The 18,891-nt window shown below is 65.5% G+C and carries 16 protein-coding genes and 1 pseudogene; 6 read left to right on the top strand and 11 right to left on the bottom strand.

The window, feature by feature from the left end:
- Positions 1-4: 4 nt before the first annotated feature.
- A pseudogene (locus LQ955_RS04060) lies at positions 5-1,120 on the top strand (cation:proton antiporter); the annotation flags it as partial.
- A 115-nt stretch (positions 1,121-1,235) separates the two neighbouring features.
- Here LQ955_RS04060 and LQ955_RS04055 read toward each other — a convergent pair.
- The 4 genes from LQ955_RS04055 to murI form a co-directional block, all read right to left on the bottom strand.
- The gene (locus LQ955_RS04055) at positions 1,236-2,159 is read right to left on the bottom strand and encodes a cation diffusion facilitator family transporter (RefSeq protein WP_231026943.1); all 924 of its coding nucleotides are present in this window, start codon (positions 2,157-2,159) and stop codon (positions 1,236-1,238) included.
- 66 nt (positions 2,160-2,225) lie between these two features.
- Positions 2,226-2,915, bottom strand: coding sequence for a non-canonical purine NTP pyrophosphatase (locus LQ955_RS04050; protein WP_231026942.1), 690 nt, complete (start codon positions 2,913-2,915; stop codon positions 2,226-2,228).
- Positions 2,916-2,927: 12 nt separating this feature from the next.
- Positions 2,928-3,734, bottom strand: a complete 807-nt coding sequence (gene rph / locus LQ955_RS04045; RefSeq protein WP_231026941.1) for a ribonuclease PH — start codon at positions 3,732-3,734, stop codon at positions 2,928-2,930.
- A gap of 8 nt (positions 3,735-3,742) precedes the next feature.
- The gene (murI, locus tag LQ955_RS04040) at positions 3,743-4,567 is read right to left on the bottom strand and encodes a glutamate racemase (protein ID WP_231026940.1); all 825 of its coding nucleotides are present in this window, start codon (positions 4,565-4,567) and stop codon (positions 3,743-3,745) included.
- A 52-nt stretch (positions 4,568-4,619) separates the two neighbouring features.
- On the opposite strand from murI, the gene LQ955_RS04035 reads away from it, so the two are divergent.
- Positions 4,620-5,930, top strand: coding sequence for a nicotinate phosphoribosyltransferase (locus tag LQ955_RS04035; protein WP_231026939.1), 1,311 nt, complete (start codon positions 4,620-4,622; stop codon positions 5,928-5,930).
- A gap of 157 nt (positions 5,931-6,087) precedes the next feature.
- Here the strand turns inward: LQ955_RS04035 and LQ955_RS04030 are convergent, their stop codons facing one another.
- The 4 genes from LQ955_RS04030 to LQ955_RS04015 all read right to left on the bottom strand — a co-directional run bounded on the left by LQ955_RS04030 (position 6,088) and on the right by LQ955_RS04015 (position 11,641).
- On the bottom strand, positions 6,088-7,683 hold the full coding sequence (locus LQ955_RS04030; protein WP_231026938.1) for an HNH endonuclease signature motif containing protein: 1,596 nt from the start codon (positions 7,681-7,683) through the stop codon (positions 6,088-6,090).
- A 334-nt stretch (positions 7,684-8,017) separates the two neighbouring features.
- Positions 8,018-8,320 carry a DUF3039 domain-containing protein gene (locus LQ955_RS04025; RefSeq protein ID WP_231026937.1) on the bottom strand — a complete coding sequence of 101 codons (303 nt, stop codon included), beginning with the start codon at positions 8,318-8,320 and terminating at the stop codon, positions 8,018-8,020.
- Positions 8,321-8,342: 22 nt separating this feature from the next.
- Complete coding sequence (locus LQ955_RS04020) at positions 8,343-9,914, bottom strand: ABC transporter permease (protein ID WP_231026936.1); 1,572 nt, start codon at positions 9,912-9,914, stop codon at positions 8,343-8,345.
- Positions 9,890-11,641: an ABC transporter ATP-binding protein gene (locus tag LQ955_RS04015; RefSeq protein WP_231026935.1), complete on the bottom strand. Its 1,752-nt coding sequence runs from the start codon at positions 11,639-11,641 to the stop codon at positions 9,890-9,892. Before LQ955_RS04015 ends, LQ955_RS04020 begins: the two co-directional genes overlap by 25 nt.
- A gap of 167 nt (positions 11,642-11,808) precedes the next feature.
- Between LQ955_RS04015 and LQ955_RS04010 the strand changes: the two genes are divergently transcribed.
- From LQ955_RS04010 to LQ955_RS04000, 3 genes are all read left to right on the top strand, one after another.
- Positions 11,809-12,753, top strand: coding sequence for a hypothetical protein (locus LQ955_RS04010; RefSeq protein ID WP_231026934.1), 945 nt, complete (start codon positions 11,809-11,811; stop codon positions 12,751-12,753).
- Between the two features lie 70 nt (positions 12,754-12,823).
- On the top strand, positions 12,824-13,150 hold the full coding sequence (locus LQ955_RS04005) for a hypothetical protein (RefSeq protein ID WP_231026933.1): 327 nt from the start codon (positions 12,824-12,826) through the stop codon (positions 13,148-13,150).
- 53 nt (positions 13,151-13,203) lie between these two features.
- Positions 13,204-13,560: a hypothetical protein gene (locus LQ955_RS04000; RefSeq protein ID WP_231026932.1), complete on the top strand. Its 357-nt coding sequence runs from the start codon at positions 13,204-13,206 to the stop codon at positions 13,558-13,560.
- An 8-nt stretch (positions 13,561-13,568) separates the two neighbouring features.
- Here LQ955_RS04000 and LQ955_RS03995 read toward each other — a convergent pair whose 3' ends face one another.
- Together LQ955_RS03995 and LQ955_RS03990 are read right to left on the bottom strand one after the other, a co-directional pair.
- Positions 13,569-14,645: a glycosyltransferase gene (locus LQ955_RS03995; RefSeq protein WP_231026931.1), complete on the bottom strand. Its 1,077-nt coding sequence runs from the start codon at positions 14,643-14,645 to the stop codon at positions 13,569-13,571.
- 188 nt (positions 14,646-14,833) lie between these two features.
- A complete protein-coding gene (locus tag LQ955_RS03990) occupies positions 14,834-16,618 on the bottom strand; it encodes a S1C family serine protease (protein WP_231026930.1) in 1,785 nt (594 codons plus the stop codon).
- 166 nt (positions 16,619-16,784) lie between these two features.
- Here LQ955_RS03990 and LQ955_RS03985 point away from each other — a divergent pair, with 166 nt between their 5' ends.
- Positions 16,785-17,981, top strand: a complete 1,197-nt coding sequence (locus LQ955_RS03985) for a pyridoxal phosphate-dependent aminotransferase (protein ID WP_231026929.1) — start codon at positions 16,785-16,787, stop codon at positions 17,979-17,981.
- Positions 17,982-18,009: 28 nt separating this feature from the next.
- Here the strand turns inward: LQ955_RS03985 and LQ955_RS03980 are convergent, their stop codons facing one another.
- Complete coding sequence (locus LQ955_RS03980) at positions 18,010-18,849, bottom strand: carbon-nitrogen hydrolase family protein (protein WP_231026928.1); 840 nt, start codon at positions 18,847-18,849, stop codon at positions 18,010-18,012.
- Positions 18,850-18,891 lie beyond the last annotated feature (42 nt).

The following is an 18,891-nucleotide window of genomic DNA, read 5'->3' as shown; positions in this document are numbered from 1 at the left end:
CGTCGTGAACCAGGCGTTCTCGTCGCTGGTCGTCGTTGTACTGCTGGCGGCCGCGGCGCCGCTCATCGTCGACCTGATTCCCGGCCCGGTTCGCATTCCTCAGGTCGCGCTGTTGCTCGTCGGCGGTGTCATCATCGGGCCCGAGGTCGCCAACCTCGCCGACCCGACCGACATCTCGCTGTTCTCGACCATCGGCATGGGTTTTCTCTTTCTGCTCGCCGGCTACGAACTCGACCCGAAGATCTTCGTCGAGCGGGCCGGAAAGCTGGCGTTGTGGGCGTGGCTCGTCACGATCGCCCTCGGTGCGGTCGTCGTGTTCGTGCTCTACGCGGTGCACATCGTGGACTCGCCCATCGTGCTGACCATCGCCCTGAGCACCACGGCGCTCGGCACGCTGATCCCGATCTTGAAAGAACAAGGCATCTTCGACACGCGGTTCGGCCGGTATGTGATCGCCACGGGTGCGGTCGGCGAGTTGGCGCCGATCATCGCGATGGCGCTGTTCCTCGGTACCCGCGGCACGATCACCGCGCTCATCGCTCTGGTCATCTTTCTCGTCCTCGTCGCGTTCGCGTCTCTCGCTCGGTTCGCCCTGCTGCCGAAATGGTTTCTCGAGATGGTGGAGAAGCGCCGGCACTCCACCTCGCAGCTCGTGTTGCGCCTCGTGATCGCGCTGCTCTTCGTGCTCTTGTTCGTCTCGAATGCGTTCGGCTTCGACAGCGTGCTCGGCGCGTTCGCCGCGGGCATGCTTCTGCGGCACTGGACCCCCCGCGGATCCGAGAGCCTCGAGACCAAGCTCGACGCGGTCGGATACGGGTTCTTCATTCCGCTGTTCTTCATCTACTCCGGCATGACGCTCGACGTCGTGTCGATCATGCAGAATCCGGTTCCCCTGTTCATCTTCTTCTTCGCCATGCTGCTGATCCGCGGAGCGCCGGCGCTGTTCTGGTACCGCAACGATCTCGCGGTGCGCGAGAGACTGCAGTTGATGTTCTTCGCGGCCACCGCCCTGCCACTGCTGGTCGCACTCACCGAGCTCGGGGTCGAGAACGGCGCCATGACCGAGGCGGCAGAGGCGAGCATCGTCGGTGCGGGCGCGCTTTCGGTACTGCTCTTTCCGATCGCAGCCACGATTCTGGGCAAGGGAGGCGATGGCGCTGCTGCGCCTGCTCTGGTGCCGTCATCGACGACCGCCCTCCCGTTCTCACAGCGCGGCCGCGATCTGGGTCTCGGCTTCAGCGATGCTGCTCGTGCTCATGACCCGCGTGCTCAGCAGGCTCCAGCTGAAACGTCGAATGCCCCACGTCGAAGTGCTCCGACAGACACTCCGACAGCTGATCCAGAAGAGCGCCCGTAGAGCGCTCTGCAAACGTCTCGTCGTCGACCACGACGTGCGCCGAGAACACCGCCTCGCCTGAGGTGATCGCCCACACGTGAACGTCGTGCACGTCGAGCACACCGTCGGTGCCGAGAATGTGCTCACGAATCGTCTGCACGTTCGTCTCTTTCGGCGTCGACTGGATGAGCACTGCCACGACGTCACGAAGCAGCATCACCGCGCGCGGAACGATCATCACGGCGATCGCCAGCGATGCGATGGCGTCGGCCTGCACGAACCCGGTCAGCAGAATCACGATGGCCGCGACGATCACCGCGAGCGATCCGATCGTGTCGCCGAGCACCTCGAGATAGGCGCCGCGCATGTTGAACGACTTCGTGTCGCCGCCGCGCAGCACGAGCAGTGCGACGATGTTGGCCACCAACCCGATCGACGCGATCAGCAGCATGATGCCGCCCTGCACGTGATCGGTCTCTGGCGACAGCAGCCGCGAGATGCCCTCGACGAAGACGAACACCCCGACCACGACCAGAATGAGCCCGTTCACCAGGGCGGCGAGCACCTCGGTGCGCTGAAACCCGAAGGTGTGCCGGTCTGACGCGGGCCGCAGCGCGATGATCGAGGCGACAAGAGCGATGATGAGCCCGAAGAGGTCGGAGAACATGTGGCCGGCATCGGCGAGCAGCGCGAGCGATCCGCTGACCAGCGCACCGCCGATCTCGACCAGCAGAACAACGCTGACAATACCGATGGCGATCGCCAGCCGCGTACGGTTCGTCGAACCGTGCGCGTGCGAATGACCTTCGGTTGGGGCGCCCATGGTTCAACACTAGGGATGCCCGGGGTCGTTCACCAGCGAACCGGGCCGCTTTTCGGGTCGCGGGCCTTAGATAGGAATGACGCTCATTCTCAGTAGGGGGATGAGGGCCTCGAAAGCGAGGGCCCGATGGCTGACAGCGTTCTTCTCATCGGGCAGCAGTTCGGCGGCCGTGACGCTGAATCCGTCGGGTACGAAGATGGGGTCGTAGCCGAACCCGAACGCACCACGCGATTCGCGGGCGAGCGTGCCGCGCCAGAGGCCCGTGGCGACCTCTTCGAAGGGGGCACTTCGAGTCGAGCGGTCGGAACGGGCATCCGGAGCCGTGCCCTCTGCCGACAGAGTGGTGCTAGCCGGAACCACCAGAGCGGTGCTAGCCGGAACCACCAGCGCGATGTGGCAGGCGAATGCCGCCCCCCGGTGTTCCTCGTGCATGTCGGCGAGCTGGTCGAGCAGCAGCTCGCGGTTCGCCACGTCACCCTTACCGTGACCCGCCCAGCGCGCCGAGAACATGCCGGGTGCGCCGTTCAGCACGTCGACGCACAAGCCGGAGTCGTCGGCCATCGCCGGGAGTCCGGTGAACTCTGCCGCAGCGCGCGCCTTGATGAGGGCGTTCTCGGCGAACGTCACGCCGTCTTCGATGGGCTCCGGCCCGTCGTACTTCACAATCTCGAGCTCGGGAAGGCGCGCCTGCAAGATCTTCTGAAACTCGTCGACCTTGTGCTGGTTGTGAGTCGCCAGAACGACGCGAACGGTCACCGTCGTATTTCCCTATTTCTCGGTGCCGAGCGACTGTCGCTGAAGCTCGGCGAGGTCGTCGGCTCCGGCCAGCGCGAGGTCGAGCAGCGCGTTCAGTTCGCTGCGGTCGAAGGGTGCCCCCTCGGCGGTGCCCTGCACCTCGACGAAGAGTCCGCGGCCGGTGACCACGACGTTCATGTCGGTCTCGGCGCGCACGTCTTCGACGTAGGCCAGGTCGAGCATCGGCGTGCCATCGATGATGCCGACCGAGACGGCCGACACACTGTCGATGAGTGGCTGAGACTTCTGGCCGATGAACTTCCTGCCGCGAGCCCACTCGATGGCGTCGACCATGGCCACATAGGCGCCCGTGATCGCTGCGGTACGGGTGCCGCCGTCGGCCTGCAGCACGTCGCAGTCGATGACGATGGTGTTCTCACCGAGCGCCTTCATGTCGACGACAGCGCGCAGCGACCGGCCGATCAGGCGTGAGATCTCGTGCGTGCGGCCACCGATCTTGCCCTTCACCGATTCGCGGTCCATCCGGCTGTTGGTCGAGCGCGGCAGCATCGAGTACTCGGCGGTGACCCAGCCCTTGCCTTTGCCCTGCATCCAGCGCGGCACGCCGTTCGTGAACGAGGCCGTACACAGCACGCGGGTGTTGCCGAACGAGATGAGTGCAGACCCCTCGGCCTGCTTGCTCCAGCCGCGTTCGATGGTGACCTCGCGCAGGTCGGTCACCGAGCGGCCGTCTTTGCGAACGAGCGCGGGGGTGTCTGCTGCGCCTGCTGTGCCGGCTGCGCCTGCTGTGCCGGGGGTAACGGTCTGGGGGTCGGTCATGAGGTCTCCTAAACGAGCGGTGGTAATGAGATGACGCCGGTCTCGACCAGGTCGACACTCGACACCTGTGGGCCGAGAAACTGGTGGGCGAGCCGCAAGAACTCCTCGGCGCTCTCGCCGGTGGCTTCGTAACGATACGTCGGCTGGCTGAGGCTGGTGCGCTGGATGCCCAGCTCCACCAGCACGCGGTACACATCGTTCGCGGTCTCGGTGTCGCTCGACACCAGCGAAACGTCTTCGCCCATCACGACGCGTATCGCACCCTTGAGAAAGGGATAGTGCGTGCAGCCGAGTACCACCGTATCGACCCCGGCCGCTTTGAGAGGTGCGAGGTATTCGGCAGCGACGGATCGCAGCTCCGGGCTCGAGGTGTCGCCCGACTCGACAAAATCCACGAAACGCGGGCAGGCCGCTGAGAAGAGCTCGAGGTGCGGGGCGGCGGCGAACGCGTCGTTGTACGCGCGCGAGTTGATGGTGCCGAGGGTGCCGATGACGCCGACCCGGTTGTTGCGCGTGGCGCGCACGGCCGCACGCACCGCAGGCTGGATGACTTCGATCACGGGTACGGAATAGCGCTCCCGGGCATCCCGCAGCATGGCGGCAGACGCGGTATTGCACGCGATGACGAGCATCTTCACGCCCTGCGCCACCAGGTCGTCGAGCACGGCCAGGGCGTAGCTGCGAACTTCTGCGAGCGGTTTCGGGCCGTAGGGCGAGTGCGCGGTATCGCCCACATACAGAATGGATTCGCGCGGCAGCTGGTCGCGCACAGAACGGGCGACCGTGAGACCCCCGACGCCGGAATCGAAAATGCCAATCGGTGCGTCGCTCACGGGCACCTAGCCTATACGCGTTGGCCGGGAGCGGGTGCCGTAGGCTCGGTGCGTGGGCTCCTCAACTGCACTTCTCACCGACCGCTACGAGCTCACTATGCTCGACGCCGCACTGCGCGACACAACCGCGAATCGCCAGTGCCTTTTCGAGGTGTTCGCACGGTCGCTCCCCCACGATCGGCGTTACGGCGTCGTCGCGGGAACAGGGCGCGTGCTCGAGCTCATCCGAGACTTTCGGTTCGGCGAACCAGAACTCGACTGGCTGCGCACGAACGGCGTGGTGAGCGCAGCCACGCTCGACTGGCTGGCCGACTATCGCTTCAGCGGAACCATTCGGGGGTATCGCGAGGGCGAACTGTACTTTCCGGGTTCGCCCCTTCTCACCGTCGAGTCGTCGTTCGCCGAAGGAGTGATTCTCGAGACACTCATCTTGAGCGTCTTCAACTACGATTCCTCGGTCGCCAGCGCCGCGTCACGCATGGTCTCCGCGGCAAACGGCCGCCCGCTCGCGGAGATGGGATCGCGCCGCACGGGCGAACACTCGGCGGTCGCCGCAGCCCGAGCCGCGTACATCGCCGGCTTCGCTGCCACGTCGAACCTCGAAGCCGGGCGCAGCTGGGGCATACCGACGATGGGTACCGCAGCCCACGCCTTCACGCTGCTGCACGACACCGAAGAAGACGCGTTCCGCTCGCAGGTCGAAGCGATGGGCCCCGGTACCACCTTGTTGATCGACACCTTCGACGTCGACGCCGGCGCCGACCTCGCCGTGCAGGTCGCCGGTCGCGAACTGGGTGCCGTGCGACTCGACTCCGGAGACCTGCCAGCGCTTGTGGCCTCGGTGCGACGCCGACTGGATGCCCTGGGCAACACCGACACGAAGATCACCGTCACGAGCGACCTCGACGAATACACGATCGCCGCACTGGCCGCCACCCCCGTCGACTCCTACGGTGTCGGCACGTCGGTGGTGACGGGCAGCGGATCCGTCGCCGCAGGTATGGTGTACAAGCTCGTCGCCCATCAGAACTCCACTGGCGAGTGGGTGTCTGTGGCCAAGCGCTCGGCGAAAAAGACCTCGGTCGGCGGTCGCAAGACGGCCGTTCGCCGGCTCGGATCCGACGGCCGGGCCACCGCCGAGGTGCTCTACATCGACACTCCCGTGGCGGAATCCGGCGGCTCGCGCACGCTCGGGGTCGAGCTCGTTCGCAGCGGCGAGATCGACGATCGCTTCACGGGTGCAGCTGGAGTCGAACAAGCCCGAGCGCACCACGCCGAGGTCATGCAAGAACTCCCCGACCAGGGACTGCGGCTGGCGCGCGGCGGCGAGCCGGTCATCCCCACGGAGTACGTGAACCCGTAGGGCGGACTGTCGCGACCGCCGTTCGCGCCTGTTTCGTAGGGTTCGCCCCCGCTCGGTCTGCTGGGGTCCGCCTGGCCGGCCTTCCCGACGCTGTCTCCCAAAGAGCGAGCGCGTCGATGCATCGGTATCGGTATCGGTGGCGGTATCGGTATCGCCGCTAGTCGGTGTCGGTGAATCTCGGCCGCGCGGGTGTGTTGTCGCGTCTTCGTCGTTCGAAAATGTTCGGTGGCCCGGTTTTCGTGAGTCGGTCTGAGGTTTGTCGGCACCGTTGGGGTCGCTGCTGATGGTCGACCCATTTCGGTGGAATCAGATGCGGCACCCCGTCAACCATGACCAGCCGCCAGTCAGCGGTATGTAAATGGTTGTGGTGGAACTTGCACAACAATGCCCCGTTGCACACATCCGTCACACCCGGTGCGTACGTGTCGTCTTTCCAGTCGACGACATGGTGGCTCTCGCAGAACTGTGGTGGCCGGTTGCAGCCCTTCCACACACACCCGCCATCACGATTCGCCAATGCCCGGTTCTGGGCAGCGCTGAACAGGCGCCTCGTTTTCCCGAGGTGCAGCACCTCGCCGTGCGCACCGAACACGGTCATGACGATGTCGGCGTGGCAGAGAGTCTGCGCGACCACCGACGCGGGAACGGGTTCGTCGATGCCGTCGATCCACCCCACGCCACGCCCACTGACGACGTCGTCGAGGGTGGCGTGGATGTTCAGCACCGGCCGTGCACCGTTGATCTGCGGCATCCCCGACAACCCTGCGGCGACCCGGATGACCTCGGTGAACACGTCCACCCGACGCTGCGGCAACGTGCGCGTATCGACCGCTACCGCCTCCGCATCATCATCGATGGCGGTGGCGGTGGCGGTGGCGGTGGCGCCGACTCCAGCGTCGGCGTCGGCGTCGGCGTTGGGTGTGCCGGGGTCGAAGGGGATGTGTCCGGCGACTCTGGGGCTGGAGATCGCGTGATCAACGGCCATCCACACCCCGCCCTGCTCCGGCGTGAGTATCCCGTTCACCCGAACGCACCCTGAGCGGGTGTTCGAGAATGTCAGACCGCGTTTCGCTTCCAAGTCTTTGTACCGGGGTTCCGCACCGTCTGCGTCGAGCGACTCTCTCGCCCGGACAGCGAGGCCGCGAATATCATCCGCACCGAACCGCACCCCACCGATACCGTCGATAGCCCAGTCAACGAGTTGCCGTTCGACCGCACGGATCTCCTCGGTGCCGCAGTTCGGGGCCGCCTCCGACAGCGGGCGGGTAATGGCTTCAGCGGTGTCGATACCGATCAGGCCCGACCGTAACGCGTCTTCGACCTCCGGGAACCTCGACGGGACAGGCATCCCAACCACAACCGACGGCAATACCTGCACCCCCAGCTTGATCCGGCTTCGCGCTGTCGAGCGTGATACCGACGTGCTGGCGACGATCAGTTCGACAGCGTTCGCGAACCCCTGTTTGCGTGCGAGTGACTCCTCCCCCAGCTCGTGTCTGCTGCGGTCTGCGACATCTCCAGCCACCTGCGTACGTAACCCGTCTACCAACCTGCCCAGCCGCTCCACCGCAACCAAGCCGGCCAATAATTCTTCGTCGGCAAGCCCGCAGGGCGCGGCAGCCCGGAACGCTCCACATTCTCCGCACGCCGCGACCGCTTCCGCCAACAGCACACCCAACGACACCCGAGCATTGTCGGGATCGTTGGGGCCGTCGGCGGGGCTGCCGGTGGGCGGAGGGGGTGTTGCGGACATAGACCGATCATACCACAATCCCGAGGTATTCTCACTAACAAAGTGGCTCCGAACCACGGGAATTCGCACCCCGAAACACCCACCCCGGGCATCCCGGGCTGCCGCGCCCTACCGGGCTTGCCACCAAACGACCTACCGCACCACCATAAATATCACCACCCACCGACACCCGAGGGTCACCCCGCATTTCGAGATGGTCACCTCGAAAATAAGTTCGCTCCAACGACAGAGCGACTATTTGGCAAACCTCATCCTGGCTTTATTAAACCCAGCTCAGCCCGGCCCGGCACAGGCCGAGCGACCGGTGAAGTTAAACCCGGCGCGCTGCTCGTAGTTACTCGTCTTGCATCTTCTCGTAGATCTCTTTGCAGGTCGGGCAGACCGGAAACTTGTCGGGGTCGCGACCTGGGATCCACTTTTTGCCACAGAGGGCTTTGACCGGCTTTCCAGTCATTGCCGACTCGAGAATCTTCTCTTTCTGCACATAGTGCGAGAACCGCTCGTGGTCGCCGGGTTCGAAGTGTTCGTTCTCAAGAAGTTCTTCGAGCTCGCGCTCGAGGGTCGCGGTGCCCCCGCCCTCGGGCAGGGCGCCCGGGCCTCCGGGCTCGGCGATGGATGATCGGGGCGAAATCGTCATGCCGAAATTCTACCGCCGCGCTTTAGGCCCGCAGCGAGGTGGCGAGAATTTCCGGCCCTCGACGATTGACGATCGCTCCCCCGGCCACAGCCCCGAGAACCACCACGACGAGACCGGTGACGACGCCCCACCACAGCGCCGCCGTGTGTGCCTCAGCGTTGCCGAACTCAGCGATGATGCCGAAATAGATGCTCGGAGCCGAAAGCAGCAGCGTTCCGGCGACAGTGCCGATCTGCACGAAGACCGAGGTCGAGCCGGTCGACTGCGGCTGAACGAAGGGGCTGTCACCTGGCCGGGTCGCCGCGTACGGAAAACGCGCCGAAATGACACTTCCGAGGCCGATGCCTGAGAGCAGAAGGCAGGTGCTCACTCCGAGCAGCGACGGCAGCGCGGCGCTGTTGCCAGCGAGAAACACGGTGACGACCGATCCGATGCCGATCAACGGCAGGCCGATCAGCAGCACAGGTGCCATACGCCCCACCCGATCGGCGACACCGCGTTTACCCGAAACGATGTGCAGCCACACCGCAGAACTATCGAGCGCGATGTCATTGTGAATCATGAAACCGAGGAACAGGCACATTACCGGCAGCGGAATCAAAGCGTAGATGGTGAGCGGAAATGCCACCAGCACAAACGGAATCGCCATGATGATCGGCACGATCGGCACGATCACGAGCGGCACGAAGTACCGGGGATCGCGAGACCAGTACGTCAGGCTGCGAGCCGCGATCGAACCTGCCGGTGTCGACGGCAGACTCGCGAACCATCCCAGGCCGACGGGCTCGGCGCGAGCGTCGTCGCGACGGTTCGAGAGCAGCATCACAGTCACGAGCGACCGCCAGGCCAACCACAGCACGATCACCGTGACAGCGGCAACGATGAAGCTGAGGAACGCCGCCCCGCCCTGCCCTGTGGCGGCTGCGGCGGGCAGTGCCCACCCTGCGCCCAGGGGTGTGTAACTCAAGAATGCAGCAATGTTCTGCCCGACGGTGGCTCCGGATTCGCCCCAGTTCACGCTCAACGCGAGCACCACGGCAGGGGCGAGCAGCACGAGTATCAGCACGCCCACAACGCCGGCGACCTCACGGGCCCGACGTGTCGAGAGCAGAAAGGCGGCGAGCGACGATGACAGCCTGCCGAGCAGGATGCACGTCAGCACCGCGAGCGCGGCACCCACTACAGCCAGCAGAGCCAGGCCCAGGTCGTGCGACCACGCCACCACGGTTGCGATACCGAAGATCGTCACAGCGACGACCGGAAGCGCCACGATCGAGCTGATCGCGAGACCAGCCGCAAGACTGCGCGGAGCGACGCCGAACAAAGCAAAGCGACGCGGATCGACGGGGTCGGCGCGTTGCAGAATGAGCGGGGCGACGGCAAAAGCCAGCACGATGACCGATCCCGCGATCACCAGCTCGGTCTCACTGGTCGAAGCCTTCGAACCAGACAACCCGGCAACCTGAAGACTCACCACGATCAGCGCGATCAGCCCGACGAGCAACCCGACGGCGACCCCGAACGCACGGGTCTTTGTGCCGATGAAGATGTTTCGGAGAAGCGCGAGCCTCAGTCTAAAGAGCTCAGCAACCATTCCATGCCTTCAACTGCTTTGTGGCCGCCCGCGAGTTCGATGAACCGATCTTCGAGGGTGGAGCCGTTTCTGACATGGTCGACGGTGCCGCTGGTGAGAACCCGCCCGTGCACGATGATGGCGACGCCGTCGCAGACCCGCTCGATCATCTCCATGCTGTGGCTGGAGAGCACGACGGTGCCCCCGGCGGCGACATACTTCTGCAGAATGTCGGTGACGGTATCGGCCGAGACAGGGTCGACCGATTCGAAGGGTTCGTCGAGCACCAGCAGTCGGGGCGAGTGGATCATCGAGGCCGCGAGGGCGACCTTCTTGGTCATGCCTGCCGAGTAGTCGGAGACGAGACGGTTGAGGGCATCCTGAATGCCGAACGCCTCGGCCAGTTCGTCGGCGCGCTCGCGCACGGTCTGCCCGTTGAGGCCACGAAGCGAGCCGGAATAGTGCAGCAGCTGACGACCGGTGAGTCGATCGAACAGGCGCAACTTATCGGGAAGGATTCCGATGATGCGTTTGGCGTCGGCCGGGTCTTTCCAGACGTCGTGGCCGTTGACGCGCACGATGCCTTCATCGGGGCGAACGAGCCCGGTGATCATCGACAGGGTCGTGGTCTTGCCGGCGCCATTCGGGCCGACGATACCGTAGAACCCGCCGCGTTGCACCTCGAGATCGACGCCGTCGACCGCGATCGTGGAGCCGAAGCGTTTAACCAGGCCCGTGAGCGAGAGAACCGCTTCGGAGGCTGTTCTGCCGGCAACGCCCTGCTCGGCGTCACCCTGCTCGGCGTCACCGTGCTGGGCTTCACCCTCGTCGAGCGCCACAACATCCACCCGCTCGTCGGCGACGGCGTCGAAGTTCACCACCGACAGGTCGTCGAGCACCACGCTCTCGTCGACGACGGTCGCCTCGAAAACGGGCTCGTCGAAAGAGGGCTCGTCAATCACGGGCTCATCAATAACCGGCTCGTCAACGACCGGCTCGTAGACGACCGATTCGTCGACGACCGCGGAGTCGACAGTCACGGCAACAACAGAGACGGCGTGCACCGCATCGTCGCTGAGCACCTTCACATCGACCGTCTCGACTACTGCGGTGTCGAACGCCTGCTCGATGCGGTCGAGGGGCGTGACCTCGGTGTCGGGTGACACCCGCGTGGGCAGCACCTCGGTAGGTGCCGCTTCGACAGGCAGAACTTCGGTCACGGCGGGTTCGGGCGACTTCGACGCGGGGGCCTTGGCTGCGGGGCGTGCCGTCGTCGGTTTGACCGCGGCGCTGCGCGGCGTGGATGTTCGAGGGGGCGTAACGCGTGCCGCCGGTGTTCGGGCGGTGGTGGCCCGGGCCGTCGGCGTGCGGGGCGTTGCCGCTGCCGCTGGCCGCTTCGCGGCGGCCGGCTTGCGTGCCGGAGTCTTCGGCGCAGGAGTTGAGGGAGAACCAGAGTGGGTTTGGGGCGCCGGATCGACGGCAGAAGACGAATCCGCGGGCGCACTCGTCGCCGTAGCCGACACGCTCGTCGCTTTCGCAGCAGCGGCAGTCGGCTTCTTCGGTGTCGTGCCGGGCGTCACCCGTGTCGACGCCGCGCGCGCGTGCGGAGCACGCCGCACGGGGGTACGAACGGTGCCCGTCGTAGAGCGAGCCGCCGTAGCCGCGCCGGCGGGCAGCGAGGTGCGTTCCGACGTGCTCACGTCGGAGTGCTCGCTGTCTTCGCCTTGGCGATCTGTGTCGGAACTCACTACATCAACCTATCAATCCCCGTTCAACCCCGCTGTCAGAAGTCTTTCGCAGAACCTTCGACTGCAGCATGTATATCACAGCGCCCGGCGACCAACCTGAGCCTCGATCATCCGTCTTCATCGACATACAATTGGCCGTTCATACCGCGTTCGGGAGGGCACAGACCATGACCGCACAGTCGCCGATCGATGACACCCCGGTGAGCCCACGGGTTACACGTGGAATCGACCGAGTTCTGAGCATCCACCGCCCGGTCGTGCTCGCTCACATTCGCGGGCTGCGCAAGCGTCACCCCGGTTCGAGCCCCCAACAACTCATTACGATTCTCGAGCGGCACTACCTCACGGCCGTCACATCGGGCGGTGCGGCAGTGGGAGCGACCTCGGTCATCCCGGCCGTGGGCACGGGCACCTCGCTGGCTTTGACCGGCGTTGAGACCCTCGGATTTCTCGAAGCGAGCGCGCTCTTCGCGCAGTCGATCACCGAGGTGCACGGCATAGCGGTCGAGAACCCCGATCGCGCCCGCGCACTGGTGATGACGCTGATGATGGGGAGCGGCGGGGTAGATCTCGTGCAGCAGCTCGCCAAGCAGGTCGGCGGTGGCGGAGTCGCCCGTACCGAATTCTGGGGAACAATCGTGGCCCGCAGCTTGCCCGCAGCAGCCGTCGGGCCCGTCGCAGACCAGGTGAAGAAGACCTTTCTGAAGCATCTGATCGCGTGGACCGGATCCACTGCTGTGGGGCGGCTGATGCCGTTCGGCATCGGGGCCGTCATCGGCGGCGCGGGCAACAACATTTTGGGCCGACGCGTGGTGAAAAATGCCCGAACGGCATTCGGCCCGGCTCCTGTGGTGTTTCCCGTCGGACTCGAACAGACCATTCGGATGCCCGAATCGACGTCATCCGCGTCGCCTTCGGCCGACGAGGCCAAGCCCAAGCGCGGCAGAGTGCCGAGACTGCGTGCGGAGAAGACCGTTCCGAAGCCTTCGACGGTGCCGAAGCCGCCGAAGCAGCGCAAACCACCGAAGCCGCCCCGGCAGCCTTCTTCTGAGCGCGTGGTGAATTACGGATTGCCGGCAGACAACCCTCCACAGGCATCGACTTCGATGTGAATTGCACAGGTCTGCGTCGCCCCCGGCTCAGCGCAGACACCGCGTCACCGGGTCGACTTATCATCTCGGCATGCGACAAGCGCTGCACTCACCGTGGTTTCACCCCGACGACCATGCGAGCGCGCCCGCCGAGCCCGCGTACGCCGTGCCGCTTCGCGTCGACCGAAGCGAAGCTCCGCGTTATCGCCTGTTCAATATCGGGCACGAGCCTCTCGTCGGTGTGACCATGTCGCTGTTGGGTTCGGGCGCCATGCCCTCGGCTGCTCCCCGGGCCCTCGATGTGGGCGCCGCCATCGAGGTGGTGATCCGGGGCGACGACCTCGCTCGCCGAACCGTGCTTGTCGTTCGATGGTTTCGCCCTTCGGGCGACGAGTACCTCTGGCGGGTCAGCTTCTAGGGCTGCGAAGCATCGCAGATGGGGAGTGTCTGTGCCTGATGCTTTAATGCCTCATGCACAAGAAACCATCTTCATCTGACGGCCACGTTCGTTCGGGAGCCGCTTTATCCGTAGCCATTTGTTGGCACCTGCCCGAAGCAGAATCGATCGAGGCCACCGTCGAACTGCTCGACGAGTTGTCTCCGCGCGGTTTGCCGGTGCGCACGTGGCACGTCGTGACCGATGCCGGCCTCGACGACGAGACACCCGCGTGGTCGTCGGCTCGAGCGACATCGGTGCGGGCGCTGAATCGGCGGGCGCGAGTGCGAGTGACCCGCCACGACGGCCCCTGCCTTCTTCGAGTCGGTGTCGTCGACAGCGCCGGAGCCCGTTTCACCGAGACTTACCGGTTCGACCGGTTCGACCGATAAACCGCTGCCTAGTCGAAATCGACGATGACCGTGTCGGCCGCACCTTCGAGATTCACGAATCCGGCGATGAACCCGAAGCCCCAACTGAAGTGGATGAACGGCAGCACCGCCGCGAACCACAACCCCGTTCGAAAACCCGACCGCACCATCACCGACACCGCAAGTACGAGCACGACAACCACGTAGGCAAGCGGCACCACCAGCAGAGCGAACAGCACGAGGGAGACGACAGCGGCGGGGCCGAGAGCACCCGCTACCCCGCCGAAAAAGCCGATCGCACCCAGAATGAATCCGATGATCGTCGTCAGAACGATGACCGGAGGCAGGGCGAAGCGCAAGACCTTCTCTTCAGGAAAGGCCCGGGCGAACTCGCCTCGCCACAATCCTTCGGCGAAAAGCGATCGGGTGAGTTGCACGACGCGGGTGGGCGGCGTGTACTCCAGCGTGAGATCGGGCGCGAACCAGACGGTGTTTCCGGCTTCGCGCAGACGTTCGTTGAGCTCCCAGCCCTGACCGTGCCTGATCTCTTCGTTGTACAGTCCGATGTCGATGAAGCTGCGCCGGCGAATGACGTGAGCCTGGGCCGACTGCGTCTGCGCCTCCGGCCCGCGCGGCGTGAGTGGGTCGCCGCCTAATCCGAGGCGATGCTGCTGTGCGGTCGCGACGGCGCGCACGAAGGGAGTGCGCCCGACGGGCGTCGTGCGCGCGACGAGGGCTGCGGCATCCGTTCGTTCCATGGCTCGCACCGCGTTGACCGCGAAATCGGGGGCCAGCACCGACCGCGGGTCGACGCGAATGATCACAGCGGTACGAGCGGCAGCGATGGCCTCGTTCAGACCCACGACGAGAGACGTCGACGAGAACTCGAGCATCGTGAGTCGCGCATCGCTCGCGGCGAGCGCGCGCACGACATCCGCGGTGCCGTCGGAGCTGGGCGCAATGGCGACCACGATGTCGACGCCGGGCGCATAGTCTTGCGCGCGCACCGAGGCGATAGCCGCCTCGACGGTCGTCACGTCATCGCGCACCACGAGAATCGCGGTGATGGGCGGCAAGACATGAGTGGTGGGCGTGGGGTCGGTCATCTGTTCCGCTCGGTACTAGTCGCCTTGGGTGATTTCGCCTTGTTGATTTCGCCGTATCGACGAGGTGCAAACAGACCGGTAGGCCCTTCGCGCCAAAGCAACGAAGAGCCTACCAGCAGCCCGCAACGCTCGCGCGGGCCAGGCCTCAGGGCGAACACCGCGACGACCGCGAAGGTCGCGACGGTCGATCAGCTCGCGAGTGCGCCGAGCGTTACCGTCACCGTATTCGACTTGCCGTCACGAAGGTACGTGACCGAGGCGGTGGCGCCCGCCGGCAGCACACGTACCTGCGCGGTGAGGTCGGTCGCGTCGGTGATCGCAATACCGTTGAACGCGGTGATCACGTCACCCTTCTGAATGCCCGCAGCGGCGGCAGCGCCCCCGCTGGTGACATCGGCGACCGATGCACCGACGACCGTCTGCGACGAAGTGCCGGCGGCAGCGATCGAAGCGCCGAGCAGGCCGTGCGTGGCCTTGCCGTTGGCGATGATCTCATCAGAGATGCGCTTGGCGAAGTTCGCCGGAATCGAGAAGCCGACTCCGATGCTGCCCGACTGGCTCGTCGACGACGAACTCGAGCTGTCTGCGCTGGCGATCGCCACGTTGATGCCGATCAGCTGTCCGTTGGAGTTGAGCAGCGCCCCGCCCGAGTTGCCCGGGTTGATGGCCGCATCGGTCTGAATGACGGCGAGCGAAATGGTGCTGCTCGCGGTCGACGGCGTCTGGCTCTGCGTGCCCTGGCCCGGAATGTCGAAATTCCAGAAGTCGTAGGGGCTGCCCGTGCTGTTGGGGTCGGGTGTCGCCTGCTCACCTGAGGTGTCGGGGGCGGCCGACGAAGCGACGGTGATGCTGCGGTTCAACGAGCTGACGATGCCGTTCGTGACGGTGCCCGACAGACCGAGCGGTGCGCCGATAGCGATGGCGGTGTCACCCACGTTGAGCTTGGACGAGTCACCCCATTCGATGGGAGTGAGCCCGCTGGCGTCTTGCAGTTTCACAACGGCGAGGTCGGCGACAGGATCGGTGCCGACGACCTTTCCGACGTAGATCTTGCCGTCGGCGGCGGTCACCGAAATGGTGGGACTCGCCGTGGCGCCGTCGAGCGTCACCACGTGGGTGTTGGTGAGAACGTAGCCGTCAGCCGAGAGAATGACGCCCGAACCAGTGCCCGAGGTCGTCGAGTTGTCGGTCACCGAGAGGGTGACGACCGACGGCGAAGCCTTGGCGGCGACCGCGGTGATGTCGGTGACGCTGTTCGGGTTGTTCACGGTGATGGTCTGCGGGCTCGAGGCCTGCGTCGAACCGTTGTCGTTCTGCGAGAGCGCCCACACGCTGATGCCGGCACCGGATGCTCCACCGATCAGTGCGCCGATGACGAGTGCAGCGACCAGGGCTGCTCCCCCGCGTCGTTTCGCCGGGGCGGGGGCTGCGGCGAGGGGCTGCCCGTCGGGGCCGTACTGCGGGGGCCCCACCGGGGGCTGACCAAACGAACCATTGCCGTAGTTGGCGGTGGGCGCGACCGGAGCGATGCCCGGGGCCGGCGCGTATTGGCCGTACTGCGGCTGAGCGGGCTGGCCTGCGACAGGCGGGGTGGGCGTCTGCTGGCCGTACGGCGGAATGCCGGCGACGGGCGCTGTGGGTGCAACGGGAGCCGTGGGCGCGACGGGAGCCGGCGGAACGACCTCCCGCGGTGTAGCTGCCGCAGGAGCAACGTACGGCACAGTCGGCTGCGTCTGGCTGGGCTGCGCGTTCTGCTGCTGAACCTCGGGCTGCTGAGGTGCTGGAGGCAGCACCTCGGTGGGCTGAACCTCGGTCGGATACTCTGCGGTCGGCTGAACCTCGGTGGGCTGAACCTCGGTCGGATACTCTGCGGTCGGCTGAACCTCGGTGGGCTGAGCGGCGGCGTGCTGCTGCTCTGGCTCGGGAGGCGTCACTGCCTCGGGGGTGCTGTCGTTCTCAGTGCTGTCTGACACGGGATGGTGCTCCTTTCAAGCATGCTCAGCATTCCCGGCTTTGCTGAGCGTTCTATATGTAAGGGCTGAAGGCGGTCTGCCAGGTTGAACACGGCTGAAGAGAATGACGCGGTCGCATGTGCAGCCACCGGCGGTCGGCCGTTCCGAGTGCCGGTAAGTTTGAGGAATGTCAATCAGCGGTCCGTGGCAACGCGCGGCAGAAGGAGCGGGCCTCTTAGCGCCCGACGGTACGATCAGCGCGACGATCTTCGCCGAGATGAGCGCCCTCGCCGAGGCGACCGGCGCCATCAATCTCGGTCAGGGCTTTCCCGACGAAGACGGCCCCGATGAGGTGATCGATGCCGCGCGCCGGGCCATCAAGCGCGGAGTCAACCAATACCCGCCGGGCCGCGGCACGATCGAGCTGCGAACGGCTATCGCCGACCACCAGAAGAGGTTCTACGACATCGATGTCGAGCCCGACACCGAGGTGCTGGTCACCGCCGGCGCAACCGAGGCACTCGCCGCGACGATCTTGGGCCTCGTCGACGAGGGTGACGAGGTCGTGACCCTCGAGCCGTTCTACGACGCCTACGGCGCACTCATCTCGCTCGCCCGCGGTGAGCACCGCACCGTGCCGTTGCGACTGCCCGACTTTCAGCCCGACCCCGACGACCTGCGTGCCGCCATCACCGACCGCACCCGGTTGATTCTCATCAATTCGCCGCACAACCCCACCGGCACCATTCTCGGCCGCGACATCCTCGAACTCATCGTCGAGCTCGCGCACGAGCACGATGCCCTCATCGTGACCGACGAGGTCTACGAGCACCTCACCTTCGACGAGCCGCACGTGCCGATCGCCAGTCTGCCAGGAGCGTGGGAGCGAACCCTCACCATCTCGTCGGGCGGCAAGACGTTCAGCACCACCGGCTGGAAGATCGGCTGGATCACCGGCCCGGCCAAACTGATCACCGCCATTCTCACGGTCAAGCAGTTTTTGACCTACGTCAATGGCGCGCCGTTCCAGCCTGCTATCGCAACGGGTCTCGCCCTGCCCGACGAGTTCTTCGCCGAGATCGCTGCGACCCTCAAGAACAAGCGTGACGTGCTCAGTCACGGGCTCGAGAAGGCAGGCTTCGAGGTCTTCGATTCGAAGGCCGGGTACTTCGTCGTCGCAGATGCCGCCCCGCTGGGCTACGACAACGCCATCACCCTCTGTCGCGAGCTGCCCGAACTGGCCGGCGTCGTAGCTGTACCCATCTCGGCGTTCTGCCACGAGGAGCTGGCCGGCGAATACTCCTCGCTGGTGCGCTTCGCGTTCTGCAAGCGTGTCGAGGTGCTCGAACTCGCGGCAGCCCAGCTGGCTCGGCTCGGCCGCTAGTCTTCTTTCGGCCGCTAGTTTTCGGCCGCTAGTCTTCTTTCGGCACGACGCGAAACCTGCGCAAGACCAGCGCCGGGTTGGTGCGCCGCACCGCCGCCAATCGTTCGGCATCGATGAAGGCCACCGCGACGTCGGCCTGTGCGCCGATGCTCGCGATCACCTCACCCATCGGGTCGACGACCATGCTGAGCCCCACCCCTCCCGGCGCGGTGTGATCTGCCGCCGCGATGAAAACGGTGTTCTCGATGGCCCGGGCGGTGACGAGCGTGTTCCAGTGCCGTTCTTTCGCGGGGCCGGGCACCCACTCCGACGGAATCAGCACCAGATCCACCCCTGCGTCGACGAGCCAGCGTGTTACTTCGGGAAAACGCACGTCGTAACAGGTCTGCAGTCCCACCGTGAAGGGCCCGACCGAGAAGGTCTGCGGATGCTCGATGACCCCCGCGCGCATCCACTCGCTTTCACGGCCACCGAACGCGTCATAGAGGTGCAGCTTTCGGTACGTCGCGACGAGAGTGCCGGCAGGATCGAACGCCAGCAGCGTATTGAAGTAGTGCGCACCATCGGCGCTTTCGACCATTCCCGCGACGACGTGCACACCGTGGTCACGCGCGATCGCCGAAAGGGCGGCCGCGAACGGGCCATCGAGGGGTTGCGCCGCCGCGAGCGCTGTCGGGCCGAGCGGTGCCGCGAAGTGCGAGGAGTACTCGGGAAAGACCACGAGTGCGGCACCGCGCGTGACCGCGACTTCGGTGAGCCGCCGTATTTCGGCGATGTTCGCGTCGACGTCGGCCGTCGGGGCGAACTGCGCGACCGCTACACCGAGTGCCGGGAGAGTTGCGGATGCCGGTGCGGCCTGGTCGGTCATCTGCCTAGCCTATTCGTTCGGCCCCGGCCATCCACCGGCCGA

This window comes from Subtercola endophyticus, assembly GCF_021044565.1.
Classification (GTDB): Bacteria; Actinomycetota; Actinomycetes; order Actinomycetales; family Microbacteriaceae; genus Subtercola; species Subtercola endophyticus.
Note: the sequence above shows the minus strand (reverse complement) of the source record. Positions and strands in the feature narration are given on the sequence as shown.

Coding starts and splice junctions, on each gene's coding strand:
- LQ955_RS04055 (WP_231026943.1), bottom strand. CDS start 2,159: ATGGGCGCCCCAACCGAAGGTCATTCGCACGCGCACGGTTCGACGAAC.
- rph (WP_231026941.1), bottom strand. CDS start 3,734: ATGACCGACCCCCAGACCGTTACCCCCGGCACAGCAGGCGCAGCCGGC.
- LQ955_RS04030 (WP_231026938.1), bottom strand. CDS start 7,683: ATGTCCGCAACACCCCCTCCGCCCACCGGCAGCCCCGCCGACGGCCCC.
- LQ955_RS04025 (WP_231026937.1), bottom strand. CDS start 8,320: ATGACGATTTCGCCCCGATCATCCATCGCCGAGCCCGGAGGCCCGGGC.
- LQ955_RS04020 (WP_231026936.1), bottom strand. CDS start 9,914: ATGGTTGCTGAGCTCTTTAGACTGAGGCTCGCGCTTCTCCGAAACATC.
- LQ955_RS04010 (WP_231026934.1), top strand. CDS start 11,809: ATGACCGCACAGTCGCCGATCGATGACACCCCGGTGAGCCCACGGGTT.
- LQ955_RS04005 (WP_231026933.1), top strand. CDS start 12,824: ATGCGACAAGCGCTGCACTCACCGTGGTTTCACCCCGACGACCATGCG.
- LQ955_RS04000 (WP_231026932.1), top strand. CDS start 13,204: ATGCACAAGAAACCATCTTCATCTGACGGCCACGTTCGTTCGGGAGCC.
- LQ955_RS03995 (WP_231026931.1), bottom strand. CDS start 14,645: ATGACCGACCCCACGCCCACCACTCATGTCTTGCCGCCCATCACCGCG.
- LQ955_RS03985 (WP_231026929.1), top strand. CDS start 16,785: ATGTCAATCAGCGGTCCGTGGCAACGCGCGGCAGAAGGAGCGGGCCTC.
- LQ955_RS03980 (WP_231026928.1), bottom strand. CDS start 18,849: ATGACCGACCAGGCCGCACCGGCATCCGCAACTCTCCCGGCACTCGGT.